This is a genomic window from Thalassolituus pacificus, assembly GCF_025318105.1.
GTDB lineage: Bacteria > Pseudomonadota > Gammaproteobacteria > Pseudomonadales > Oceanobacteraceae > Venatoribacter > Venatoribacter pacificus.
The window spans coordinates 307,094-320,120 of the sequence record NZ_JAOANI010000019.1 but is presented as its reverse complement, the minus strand read 5'-3'; the positions used below and the strand labels follow the sequence as shown (position 1 = coordinate 320,120).

11 protein-coding genes are annotated in these 13,027 nt (G+C 54.5%); 8 read left to right on the top strand and 3 right to left on the bottom strand.

The features are described from left to right. The first annotated feature begins 131 nt into the window (after positions 1-131). From NYR02_RS12090 to NYR02_RS12065, 6 genes are read left to right on the top strand one after another with little or no spacing between them, the layout of a single operon-like run. Positions 132-923, top strand: a complete 792-nt coding sequence (locus tag NYR02_RS12090) for a DUF3450 domain-containing protein (protein ID WP_260976609.1) — start codon at positions 132-134, stop codon at positions 921-923. Then, the gene (locus NYR02_RS12085; protein WP_260976608.1) at positions 920-2,317 is read left to right on the top strand and encodes a MotA/TolQ/ExbB proton channel family protein; all 1,398 of its coding nucleotides are present in this window, start codon (positions 920-922) and stop codon (positions 2,315-2,317) included. Before NYR02_RS12090 ends, NYR02_RS12085 begins: the two co-directional genes overlap by 4 nt. A gap of 1 nt (position 2,318) precedes the next feature. Beyond that, positions 2,319-2,822 (top strand): MotA/TolQ/ExbB proton channel family protein, encoded by a 504-nt coding sequence (locus tag NYR02_RS12080; RefSeq protein ID WP_260976607.1) that lies wholly within the window; start codon positions 2,319-2,321, stop codon positions 2,820-2,822. A gap of 19 nt (positions 2,823-2,841) precedes the next feature. Then, a complete protein-coding gene (locus NYR02_RS12075; protein ID WP_260976606.1) occupies positions 2,842-3,249 on the top strand; it encodes an ExbD/TolR family protein in 408 nt (135 codons plus the stop codon). After that, the gene (locus NYR02_RS12070) at positions 3,249-3,869 is read left to right on the top strand and encodes an energy transducer TonB (protein WP_260976605.1); all 621 of its coding nucleotides are present in this window, start codon (positions 3,249-3,251) and stop codon (positions 3,867-3,869) included. Before NYR02_RS12075 ends, NYR02_RS12070 begins: the two co-directional genes overlap by 1 nt. Further along, positions 3,869-5,137, top strand: coding sequence for a hypothetical protein (locus NYR02_RS12065; RefSeq protein ID WP_260976604.1), 1,269 nt, complete (start codon positions 3,869-3,871; stop codon positions 5,135-5,137). Before NYR02_RS12070 ends, NYR02_RS12065 begins: the two co-directional genes overlap by 1 nt. A 71-nt stretch (positions 5,138-5,208) precedes the next feature. Here the strand turns inward: NYR02_RS12065 and xthA are convergent, their stop codons facing one another. Beyond that, on the bottom strand, positions 5,209-6,021 hold the full coding sequence (gene xthA / locus NYR02_RS12060) for an exodeoxyribonuclease III (protein WP_260976603.1): 813 nt from the start codon (positions 6,019-6,021) through the stop codon (positions 5,209-5,211). A gap of 251 nt (positions 6,022-6,272) precedes the next feature. Here xthA and NYR02_RS12055 point away from each other — a divergent pair, with 251 nt between their 5' ends. Further along, positions 6,273-8,132, top strand: coding sequence for a TonB-dependent receptor plug domain-containing protein (locus NYR02_RS12055; protein ID WP_260976602.1), 1,860 nt, complete (start codon positions 6,273-6,275; stop codon positions 8,130-8,132). 101 nt (positions 8,133-8,233) lie between these two features. Here the strand turns inward: NYR02_RS12055 and thiI are convergent, their stop codons facing one another. Further along, a complete protein-coding gene (gene thiI, locus NYR02_RS12050) occupies positions 8,234-9,751 on the bottom strand; it encodes a tRNA uracil 4-sulfurtransferase ThiI (protein WP_260976601.1) in 1,518 nt (505 codons plus the stop codon). 265 nt (positions 9,752-10,016) lie between these two features. On the opposite strand from thiI, the gene phbB reads away from it, so the two are divergent. Then, on the top strand, positions 10,017-10,763 hold the full coding sequence (gene phbB, locus NYR02_RS12045) for an acetoacetyl-CoA reductase (RefSeq protein WP_260976600.1): 747 nt from the start codon (positions 10,017-10,019) through the stop codon (positions 10,761-10,763). Between the two features lie 86 nt (positions 10,764-10,849). On the opposite strand, the gene NYR02_RS12040 is transcribed toward phbB, so the two are convergent. Beyond that, positions 10,850-12,109 carry a tyrosine-type recombinase/integrase gene (locus tag NYR02_RS12040; protein WP_260976599.1) on the bottom strand — a complete coding sequence of 420 codons (1,260 nt, stop codon included), beginning with the start codon at positions 12,107-12,109 and terminating at the stop codon, positions 10,850-10,852. Positions 12,110-13,027: the final 918 nt, after the last annotated feature.

Below are 13,027 nucleotides of genomic sequence, written 5' to 3'. Positions count from 1 at the left end.
AAGCCGGCGGCATAATGCAGCCGGCTTTTTGCTTCAACTCGTTTAGTGGCATTCAGTTAACGTTAATACAACGCCGTTAGACTCTTTCCCCACGAGATACCACTTCACATTGACAGGGACAACGACCGGTCATGAAAACTCCGCACACCATCGCCGCCTTGCTGTTAAGCAGCACATTGAGCGTCCAGGCTGATAATTTAACCAGCGCCCAGGGGCAGATCAGCGCCACCGACCAAAGCGGCCGCAGCAGCCAGCAGAATGTTGAAAAACTGGATGATCAGACTCAGCAGTTACTGACTGAATATCGCCAGTTACGTGCCGAAACTGAGCAACTGAGCCTCTACAACCGCCAGATGGCCGCCATTGTGTATAACCAGGACAAAGAACTGGAATCGCTGGCGCGTCAGATCACCGAAATTGAGCGCACTGAGCGTGGCATTCTGCCGCTGATGAGCCGCATGCTTGATTCACTGGAACAGTTTGTGGCGCTGGATACACCGTTTCTGCCGCAGGAGCGCAGCGCCCGTATCGCGTTGCTGAAAGACTTACTGACCCGTGCCGATGTCACCGTGTCGGAAAAATTCCGCCGCGTGCTCGAAGCGTATCAGGTGGAAGTGGATTACGGCCGCAACATCGAAGCCTATCGTGGCCAGATGGATAGCATTTCCTACGACTTCCTGCGCGTTGGCCGCCTGGCCCTGTATCGCATCAGCAATGATGGTCAGCATGCCTGGCTCTGGCACAAGGGTGAAAGCCAATGGCTGGCGCTGGATGACGGCTACATGCGAGACCTGCGCAAAGCGTTAAAAGTGGCCCAGCAGATTGCTGCGCCGGAGCTGATGGTGCTGCCATTACCCACTCAGGCCTCTCTTAAGTCTGTAACGACAATACCCACCGCTCAACAGAAGGGGGCGCAACAATGATGCGTTTACTGTCCTCGGCTGCTCTCCCTGTGTTATTTGGGATCACTTTCAGCGCCAGCGTGTTAGCGGAAGGCACTGCTGCACCTGCCACTCCGGCGGCCGACCCATTAGCCAAGCTGCTGAATCAGATCGGCACATACAGCCGTGAAGAAGCCGCTCAGAACAAGGCCCGTGAGGCCAGATTCCTCAGCGACCTGAATACCCAGAAGCGCATGCTGAGCGATGCTCGCGCAGCCCTTAAGCGTGAACAGCAACTGGCCGACTCGCTTAAAGAACGCTTCGACAATAACGAGCAGGCCCTGACCGAACGCGAAGAAGAGTTGCGTTTGCGGGTGGGCAATCTGGGTGAAATGTTCGGCGTAGTGCGTCAGGTAGCCAACGATCTGAACACCGTACTGGCCGACAGCCTGACCTCGGTAGAAATTCCTGAGCGCAAAGCCGATCTGAACAAACTGGCTGAAGCCAAAGAACTGCCCAATATCGCCGAACTGGAAGCGTTATGGTTCAGCCTGCAGCAAGAGATGACTATTAACGGTGCCGTGTCATCGTTCGAGAGCGTTGTGATTGGTGCCGATGGCAAGCCACAGACGCGCAACGTGACCCGTCTTGGCGTATTCAATGCCGTGGATGACAGTGGCTATCTGGCTTATGACGCCGAACTGAAACAGCTGCAGATGCTGGGTCGCCAACCTGGTGCGGCAGGCATGATTCCTGATTGGCTGAATGCAAACGCCACGGTCGCGCCGTTTGCCCTCGACCCAAGCCGCGGTGCTTTGCTGAACCTGTCACTGGAAAGCCCGGACTTGCTGGAGCGGGTGCAGCAGGGTGCTCTGGTGGGTTACATCATTATCGGCCTTGGGCTGATTGGTCTGGCATTATCCGGCTGGCGTTTGCTGGTACTGGGCAGCATCGGACGCAAAGTGCGCCAGCAACTGGACAACATCGACACTGTATCCGGGGATAACCCGCTGGGGCGTGTGCTGGCCAGTTATCGTGATCTGCCGCAGCCACTGGATGTGGATGTGCTGGAAGCCAAAATGGATGAGGCGGTTCTGCGCGAGCTGCCGGCACTGGAACGTGGACAGACCATTATCAAACTGTTTGCCGGCATTGCCCCGTTACTGGGTCTGCTGGGGACGGTGACCGGCATGATCGCAACGTTCCAGGCAATCACCAACTTTGGCACCGGCGATCCTAAGCTGATGGCTTCCGGTATTTCCCAGGCACTGATCACGACGGTGCTGGGCCTGCTGGCTGCAATCCCTCTGCTGCTGGCACACAACTGGGTGGCATCACGCAGTAAAGCCCTGATTCAGCTGCTGGATGAACAGTCCGCCGGACTGATTGCGCAGGCGCTGGAAAACCGCTCCAGCCAGAACCCAAAAGGCAACTGAGATGCAGTGGCTGCTGGATTTTATGGCCCAGGGCGGGCCGGTACTCTACGGCATACTGGTGCTGTGCGTACTGCTCTGGAGCCTGATCATTGAGCGCTTGTGGTTTTTCTACCGCGAACTGCCGCGTCTTAACCGGGCGCTGGCTGAGCGCTGGGCACAGCGCAGCGAACACCAGAGCTGGACGGCACGCAAAATCCGAACGGCCTGGCTCAGTCAGCAAAAACAAGCGACACAGCAATATTTATCACTGGTCGGTATTCTGATCGCCATCTGCCCGTTAATGGGTTTGCTGGGCACGGTAACCGGCATGGTCAGCGTGTTTGATGTGCTGGCCGTCACCGGTACCGGTAATGCGCGGGCAATGGCATCGGGCATTTCTCAGGCAACCATTCCGACCATGGCCGGATTGGTCGTGGCTCTGACCGGCTTGTACTTTCGCACCCGGTTTAAACGTTTAAGTGAGCGCGGCGTGCATCAGCTCGCCGAATGGCTACCGACCGACTGAATTATACGGATTATTAGTTATGGCACGTCGTCACACCGATAGTGAAGCCGATGGCAACGATATCGACATCACCCCGATGCTGGATATCGTCTTTATCATGCTGATCTTTTTTATTGTTACGACCTCTTTTGTAAAAGAAAGCGGTGTAACCGTCAGCCGTCCCAGCGCACAAACGGCGGAAGAGAAAAAGGGCAGTAATATTCTGGTCGCCATTCGCGCCAATGGTGAAATCTGGATCGACCGCCGCGCCATTGATGTGCGCGCGGTACGCCCGAATATTGAACGCATGAAAGCAGAAAATCCCGAAGGGGCCGTGATCATTCAGGCTGACGAGTACTCGCCGACCGGCCTGCTGGTGAAGGTGATGGATCAGGTGCGCCTGGCCGGCATCAGCAATATCTCCATTTCTGCAGAGGCCGCTAACTGATGCCACGTCTGGCCATAGCCTTATTGCTGGCCTGCGGCGTCAGTCTCGGATTGTTCTGGGCGATGCACCAGATGGTGTCTGGTCCGGGTGAATTGAAGCGCGATCATCGCGACAACACCTACATCGACTTTGTGCGCTTAAAACAGGAAAGCAAAACCCAGCTGAAAGAACGCCGAAAGCAGGAGCCGCCGAAGCCGAAAAAGCCACAACTGCCGAAAGAATCGGTGGCTGAGCAAAATACACCAATGCAACAACTGCCTTTTAATATGCCGGACGTAAATCCTGATTTATCGCTGGCACAAAGCTCATTGCTGGGTGATGCCGTGGTCGGTATGGGCTTTGGCGACACCGACGTTATCCCGCTGGTGCGGATGAATGCGGTGTATCCGCAAAAAGCGGTGCGGCAGAAAATCGAAGGCTATGTGGTTGCTCGTTTGTCGATCAACCCGGAAGGCACCGTCGACGATGTGGAAATTATCGAAGCGGAACCGCGCGGCGTGTTTGAACGTGAAGCCATTCGCGCACTGTACAAATACAAGTTCAAGCCAAAAATGGCCGATGGCCGCCCGGTTGCACAGCAGGCAACTCAGACCATCGAATTTAAATTGGGTAGTTCCTGATGCGTTTTCTTATTGCACTGCTGCTAAGCACGCTGACCTCGCTGACCTGGGCGGCGAACAACAGCCTGTCGCCGTCGACTTACGAAGAACTTAATGCCATCCAGGAACAACTGGCGGCGCAGCAATACCGCGAAGCCGAAGAAGCCTTACTGGAACTGGAAGACGATTTAAACCCAGGCTTCGGCCTGGCACTGACCTACCAGTTGCATGGTCAGCTGAATCTGCTGCAGGAAAAAAACAAAGAAGCCATGCTCTGGTACAGCAAGGCGCTGGCGTTAAATGTACTGGCTCCGGCGCAGGAATCCGCACTGTCGACCACCATTGCCCAATTGCATCTGGCTGCTGAGAATAATAACGCAGCTATTGCCGAGCTTGAGCCGCGTCTGAATAACATTCTGTCACTGGAAAAAGACAAGAACAGCGACAAAAAACGCGGCACTGACGACAAGCCAGTCGATTGGATTCAGCCGTTGAGCTTTATTACGCTGGCATCGGCGTATCAGCTGGAAAAAAACTACGCAGCGTCCGTTCCCTGGCTGATCCGTGGTATTGAGCGGGCACGCAGTCGCGGCGACCAACCGAAAGAAAATTGGCTGCAGATGCTGATGGCCGGTCATTATCAGCAAAAATCGTATGCGAAAACCGCCGCAGTCCTCGATGACTTGCTGCGTATCAATCCTGGCAAAGAAGATTACTGGCAGCAGCAGGCTGCGGTTTATCAGCTATTGGAGCAACCTGCGCTGGCGTTGCGTACGCTGGAGTTGGGGTATGCCGCAGACTATCTGACAAAACCCGACAGTATTCTGCTGCTGGTGCAGCTGTTAATCAGCGAAAACATTCCCGAGCGCGCCGGACGCATTTTACAGGCGCACTTACAGGATCAGAGTGTCGAATTAAGCGAGCGCAATTGGCGGGTACTGGCCGCGGCCTGGCAGCAGGGGCGCGAGCGCGATAAGGCTGTTGCGGCTATGCGCGAAGCCAGCACATTTATGGATGATGGCAGCCTGCTGTATCGCGCAGCGCAAATGCAGCAGCAAAATGCCCAATACCAAACAGCCCTGACCGATGCTGAAGCCGCGCTGAAAAAAGGCCTGTCCGAACGGGATAAACCGCGGGCGCTCATGCTGGCTGGCAGCTGTGCTTACGAACTGAACGACTACACGACCGCCCGGCGTTATTTTCAGCAAGCGCTGACACTGGCCGACGTTGCAGCCAATGCTCGGGTATGGCTGGAATACCTGGATGCGCTGGAGCAGTATCCGGGCTAATCTTGGTCATGCGGATTTAAATAAAAAACGGCGCATAAAGCGCCGTTTTTATTACCCGAGGCAAAGCCTCCTCAGGAAAAGGTCGCCCAGATCGGTGCATGGTCTGAGGGTTTTTCCAATCCACGAATATCGTAACTGACACCGGCGGCGGTGCATTCTTCATAGACCGCTGGCGTCACCAGGATATGGTCGATACGCAGTCCGCGCTTGGGTTCGTCATCAAAACCTTTGGAGCGGTAATCAAACCAGCTGAACGTATCGTTGCTGGCCGGGTAATGTTTGCGATAGGTATCCTGCAAGCCCCAGCCCAGCAAGCGCTGATACCATTCGCGCTCTTCCGGCAGGAAGCTGCATTTACCGGTTTTCAGCCAGCGCTTACGGTTCGGTTCGCCGATGCCGATGTCGGTATCTTCCGGTGAAATATTCATGTCGCCCATCACAATCACCCGGTCGGCCGGGGTGAAGTTTTCATCCAGATAACGCTGCAGGTCGGCGTAGAATTTTTCTTTGGCCGGGAATTTGGTTTTGTGATCGCGGCTTTCACCCTGCGGGAAGTAGCCATTCAGGACATCCCAGACTTTGCCGTTTATTTCGTAGCGCGCGTGGATAATGCGTTTCTGCGCTTCGGCGTCATCCCAGGGCCAGCCTTTCTGTACAAAGACCGGTGCAGTTTTGCTTAACAACGCCACACCGTAATGGCCCTTCTGGCCAAAAAACTCAACATGAAATCCCAGCGCCTGAATATCCGCCAGTGGAAATTCAGCATCCTGAACTTTGGTTTCCTGCAGGCCGAGAATATCCGGGTCAAGCTGGTCGCGAATGGCTTCCAGTTGGTGGGGGCGGGCGCGTACGCCATTAATGTTGAAGCTGATAATCGTGGTCATAAACCCATCCTGAAACAGTAGCCTGAAATCATAATTCGAAGTGACGATAAAGATGTAAAAAACGGAGGCCGTATCATAGCAGCGCCAGACCATCAGGTCAGGCGCTGCCTGCATTCTGTTACTGCTGGACAAAAAACGCCCAGGTGCAAACCTTCAGCAGCGACACAGGTTGGGTGATCAGACAAAATCACTACACTGGGCGGCATAATTTTTCACCGGCCTGTCCGGCCATCGCAACCCATGAGGTCATCATGAACCGCACACCGTTTAAACCAGCCATTCTGACGGCCCTGATTGCTCAGGCATTTGCCAGTCAGGCTCAGGCAGCAACAGACAGCGTAGAGCTTGACGCCCAGCGCGTGACCGGCCAGCTGTTCAGTCAGAACATTGCTGAGCAGGCCTTTGCCGTTGAAGTCATTGACCGCGCTGATTTACAGATACTGCCGATCAGTAATCTGGCCGATGCACTGGAGTGGGTGAGTGGGCTGGATGTGCGTCAGCGCGGCAGTGGCGGTACCCAGGTGGATCTGGGCATTCGTGGTGCGGCTTATGAGCAGACGCTGATTCTGGTTGATGGCGTGCGCATGAATGATCCGCAAACCGGCCATCATAATTTTGATCTGCCGGTTACTCTGGAAGACATTGAGCGCATTGAAATCGTCCGCGGCCCGGGCGCCGGACAGTATGGCCCGAACGGTAATGCCGGGGTGATCAATCTGGTTACCCGCAAGCAGGTGGACTCTGAAAATGGCCGCAGCGCGCTGTTAAAAGCTGAAGCCGGCAGCAAAGATTACGCCCGAGGACTGCTGAGTCTGGCCAAAACCCAGGGCAACTGGAGCCACTTTGCAGCGGTCAGCCAGCAGGAGTCGGACACCTATATCAAAGGCGCCGATCTGGACTACATCAGTCAGCAGGGTAACTACCGTTTAGTGCATCAGAATGATGCCCACACCACGGTGGCTGGCCTGGGTTATCTGGATAAGGGTTTTGGTGCGCAGGGCTTTTACGCGGGTGCCGATAAGCGCGCCAATGAGAACACCATTCAGCGCCATGCCTATTTGACTCATGAGCAACGTTACTCCGGTGGCCGCAGTGTCGATGTCGCTGTTAACTGGCGTCAGCACGACGACGAGTTTTTCTACCTGACCTACGCTCCTTCTGTGCATCAGACCAATGCCTGGCAGAGCCGTCTGCGTTTTCGTCTGAATGAATCACTGGCGCTGGGCTACGAGTTTAATCAGGAAGACATTGAAAGCACGTCGACACTGGGTGACCGCCATGAGCGCGAATACGGCAGCGCCTTTGCGTTTGGTCAGTTCGACTTTGGCGCCGTGCAGCTGGCGGGTAGTCTGTCGTATCTCGATTATGATGGCGGCGACAGCTATACCTTACCGGTGCTGGGCCTGACCCTGCCGCTGGCGGCCGGTCAGCAACTGTATCTGAACGCCGGTAAAAGCGTGCGTGTGCCGACCATGAATGATCTGTATCTTTACCAGATCAACCCCGTGACCAACACTGGAAATCAGGGTAACGCCGACCTTAAAGCAGAAGAGACCAGCAGCGCTGAACTAGGTGCGCGACTGAATCTGGCGGGCCTGCAAACCCGCCTGGCGGTCTTTAAACGCAATACCAGCGATGCCATTGATTACACCCAGACAGCGGCCGAAGTCGCCGATCCGGCCATTAATTACTACACCGCACGCAATATCGACGCGATTGACACCAAAGGCTTTGATGCAGAGCTCGATGCCACCGGCCTGCTGGCGGCAAGTGGTCTGCAGAAAGCCAGTCTGAGCTATACCCGCCTGATTCAGGACTTTACCAATCAATATGAGAAGGCCCGCTACAGTAAGTCCCAGCTGGAGCATCAGCTGATTCTGTCACTGGCCTACGAACTGTTGCCGGGCCTGACGGCCACGTCGCTGTATAAGTTTGAGGACCGCTATGACCAGAATGGCTATCGCATCTGGGATCTGGGTTTAAAGCAACAGAACAACGGCTGGAGCTGGGGTCTGGCGGCAACCAATGTGCTGGACGCGGATTATATCGACAGTGGTTTTATTGAAGCGCCGGGCACCGGCTATCGCTTTGAGGTCAGTGCTGGCCTGTAAATCGCAGGGTGTGAAAGGTGAAATGCTGGCCATAAAAAAGCCGGAGCAACTGTTAAGTATCGACAGCCACTCCGGCCTTTTTTTATGCACACAGCAGAGCTTTAGTCTTCGCTGCTGTCGCTGGCTTCCGCCTTATAGACTGGCTTAACAAATCCCGGCTCCATAAACACCGCAAAGTTACCGCGCTGCTCGCTCATCAGGTGATGGGCATGAATTTTACTCATGGTGCCTTTCTGGCAATAGAGCAGGAAGCGGGTATCCGGCTGCTGTTTGGTCAGTTCATTGGCTCGATTATCGAGATCGTAGAACGGGATGGCCAGCACGCTGTTATTGGTCAGCGTCAGCGGCGCGTCGGCGGCTTCAGACGGATGACGGATATCGATGATTACGTCATTCAGGCCTGGCGTGGTAATGATATCGACGTTTTCCAGCCCGCTTTCCGCACCACTCAGTACATCGTCGATGCGCTGATAGCTGGCTTCGGCCAATGCCTGTTCCAGCACATCAAAGTTGAACTTGGCTTCAGCCACATCCACTTTGCTGCGATCGCCCACGGTGGTCGGGTTAACGGATATAACCCCGCAGTATTCCGGCATGGTGGCGGCGAACATTTCGGTACCGATGCGGCGTGCCGTGTCGATGATGTCTTGTTTATCCATCGCGGCGAGCGGCCGCAGCACCATACGGTCGGCCACTTCGTCAATCACGGCCAGGTTGGTGATGGTCTGACTGGCCACCTGGGCCACGGCCTCGCCAGTAACCAGGGCCGGAGTATTCAGGCTTTCTGCGACGCGGGAGGCGGCGCGCAGCATCATGCGTTTCAGTACCACGCCCATTTGTCCGGTATCGACATTGGTCAGGATTTCAGTAACCACATTCTCGAATGGCACGGTAACAAACTTTACCCGATGGCTTTCACCAAAGGTGCTCCACAGGTAGTGGGACACCTGTTTTACGCCAATTTCGTGCGCACTGCCGCCAAGGTTAAAGAAGCAGAAGTGGGTTTTCAGGCCGCGACGGGTCATCAGGTAGCTGGCCACAGTGGAATCAAAGCCACCGGAAATAAGGCTCAGTACTTCGCCCTGACTGCCCAGCGGATAGCCGCCCAGACCTTTAATGGTTTGCTGCACCACCTGAACCTTGTCATTACGCAGCTCGGCCAACACCACCACTTCCGGATTGTGCAGGCTGACGCGCAGGGCCTCGGTTTCTTTCAGGAAGCCGCCGCCCATATAGATCTCCGCCTGATGGGAGGTGAAGTCGTGCTGCCCGGCACGCTTAATCCGTACGCAAAAGGTCTTGCCGGCCACGCGTTCGCGATATGAATCGCGCACCCGCTGGTAGGCTTCGTCCAGTGTGGTAAAGGTGAATTCGGTCACTTCCAGGGCTGCGGCAATACCGGGTGTGTGCGACAGAATCTGAATGGTCTGACGGCGCGCGGCATCGTCATCACGGTTCACCAGTACAATCAGGCTGTCCCAGCGGTTCTGCACATCCACCGAGATGGCGTGGCGTCTGAATATATTCTGCAGGTTCTGGCGCAGAATTTTGGTCATCTGCTTGCGCACACTGGTGGATTTAATAGTGATTTCCGGGAACAGCTTGATAACGAACTTCATAAGGAGGCGGGGGAAGTAAAATTTGGGGCGCGAATTATACCCTACTTCTGCTTACAGGGCATCCGCATGGCGGGCCAGTATGGATTTAGGCTGGTTTGCGCAACCTCAGGCTAAGTCCAAAGCATGAGCCGCATACTGGCTGTGCTGCTATACAGTGCAGGGTCATCGTAGTGTCATATTCGCTGAGCACTCTCTGTTACTGCATCGCACCTGTTATTGAATTTCATCTGTATTGAATTTCACCATGGAACTGAAGGAGTAGGACATGACAAAACGAATTGCACTGGTAACCGGCGGAACCGGCGGCATTGGCACCGCGATCTGCAAGCAGCTGCATGACGATGGCTATCAGGTGGTAGCCGGTTATTACCACGGCGGCAACCATGACAAAGCGCAGACCTGGCAGGATAAGCTGAAAGAAGAGGGTTATGACATCGCCCTGGCGTACGGCAATATTCGCGACTTCGCTTCCTGCGAAGCCTGTATTGAGGGCATTCGCAAGGATTTCGGTACCATCGACGTACTGATTAATAATGGCGGCATTACCCGCGACACCACGCTGCGCAAAATGTCGCCGGAGTACTGGCATGATGTTATCGAAACCAACCTGACCTCGGTGTTCTACATGACCCGTCTGGTGATTAACGACATGCTGGAGAAGAAGTGGGGCCGCATCGTCAATATCTCTTCCATTAACGGTGAAAAAGGTCAGTTTGGTCAGGCCAACTATTCCGCTGCGAAGGCGGGCATGTACGGCTTTACCAAGGCCGTTGCGCAGGAAGTGGCCAGCAAAGGTATTACCGTCAACACGGTATCGCCGGGCTATATCGCCACCAGTATGATCATGGATGTACCAGAAGAAATCCGCGAAGAAATCCGCAAGGGCATACCGGTCGGCCGCTTTGGTGAGCCGGAAGACATCGCCCGGGTGGTCAGCTTTCTGGCAGAAGATAAAGCCGGCTTCGTGACCGGTGCCAACATCTCTGCCAATGGCGGGCAGTATATGCACTGACACAGCCGCTTGGCAGCGGTCTGTTTATTTTTCGGCCAGGTTCGGCGCGGCATATAGCCAGCCGCTAAAACGATGAAGCCGGAGCTTTAAAGCTCCGGCTTCAGTTTTTTATGGCGCGCACTCGCGTGTCGCTCACGCAGTTCAGTATCGATGTAACGGTCAGTGGTGGCCATGCTGGCATGGCCGGCGTCTTCTTTAACGTGCTCCTTTGGGCGGAATTTTACGTCCTCGGAAATGCCGGTGTGGCGCAACCAGTGCACGGTGGCTACCCGTAGCTCCTGGGCTTCATCTTCCAGACCCTGGCTGCGCATACGTTCAAAGGCCTGATCGAAGCACGACTGCACCAGATAACGGATCTGCCGGGTACTGGTGACCGGGCCGCGGCCTTTTAAACGCTGCACCAGCGGCGTTTGTTCGCCAACATAGGGCAGGCGGGGCAGGTTGAGGTGTTCACGATAACGGCGCAGGGCGGCGAGCATATCGTCGGATACCGTCACCAGTCGTGCCTTGTTGCCTTTACCGACAACCCTGAGCCACCAGTTGCCATCGGCATCGGTATGAAAATCCCCCATCACCGGGGTTGAGCGCTCATCGGCCACCAGTTCTGAAATCCGCAGATACATCCCAAACAGCAGGCGCATGACAAACAGCGAACGCTCATGCTCGGTCGGCCGCTCCCTGGCCAGCTGCTCGACGGTTTCCAGGATAAAATCCCACTGTAAATTCGACAGTCGCCGCACCGGTTCCTGATAAGCATGGCGCTGCAAAAACTTGCTCTTCTGGCGAATCAGCGCCACCGGATTGATGCGCAGGTAGTCTTCCTGCAGCAAGTAGTTGAAGTAGGTGGACAGCACCGCAAACAGCGCCTGCAGGCTTTTTTGCGACAGCGAAAACGCTGTGCGCGACTGCGGATCGGCCTTGATGGCCTGGTTCACAAAGGGTCGCCAATCCGGATTGGCAGTGCGCTCACCCAGACAATTCTTAAAGCGCGCTACCTGTTTACTGCCAATCCAGGCTTTGGGTGGCGACTGGCAGAAGTGGATATAGGTTTCCAGATCCTGCCGTTTAAGTTCACCCAGGCCGCAGCCGCGTACCAACCAACACCACTGCAACAAGCGCTCAACTTCACGGCGATAGCTGTTAAAGGTGGCGGTGCTGCCGTTATAGCTCACCAGAAAACTGAAGGTGTGTACCAGATCCTCAAAGGTGCCGTCTATGCGTTGCAGGTCCGGGTGTTGAGTCAGGACTTGTCGGGCACTGCTAAGAGGGTTACCCAGATAGTCGAGTTGGTCGATCAGCGGCATTGGGGGCTGACTGAGGCTGGATGTGATGGAGGGCTTGGACATATAAACCGTGTATTTTCCGGATGGGCTGTAACGCGTAATAATTATCGGAAATATGACACAAGAATGCCTGCCTGTCTAAAGCTCTGACCTGGAGTTTCACGGGTTCTGATAGCACCCAGAATAACTCCAAAGATAGTGTTATCCACAGTTCGATATTGCAAGGTTTCATGGCTCAAACTCTGGATTTCACCGAACCCGCAACAGGCAGGCGCCCAAACATCGGGCCTGGGATTTTGCGCGAGCAGAGCCCGACCAATGCCCAGAACAGCTGTACGCAGAATGCCTGAAATTCTTAAGGCTTTTTGAAAAGAAACAATTATAGAGTATTGTTTTAATTAGTTATTTTATCGGTGAATACGCATCTCGCGCTGAAATGGGCATTTGCTCGCCAGTTGCGGCGTGACAGCACTTATGAAACAGCGCAGCACTCACAGATCCGGCCGTACAATACGCCAAACTGCCAGTATCACCACATAAAAGCGCGGGACTGTAACCACGATCAGCAGCAACACACCAGAAGATATCCCCAGGGAAAACTCCGAAGCGTCAACAGCAGGATCACAGCAGAATCAGTGCCGGCAGGATCAATCTGACCCTGTGAGAATTTTGCTGAGGTATCAGTAGAAGTATTTGTTGAGTTGCAGTCGCGCTGAGGTGAATTGAACTGAACCAAAGTTGGATTAGGTAAGATTAAGCTGGCATCCGAATCATACGCAGCGAGAAGATCATTCATAAAAGACGCAAATGAAGATTTTTGTTCGGCAGTCGATTTTTGTTAGGAATGTACAGGAATTCTATGGATATCCTCTTATTCCGATAATATCAATTATCGGAAATATAAAAGATGCTGAGCTACTAAAGACTTTGTCTCTGAGCATCACTCTCCGCGCATAGCTCATATCCCTTCCTTTTTCTCAC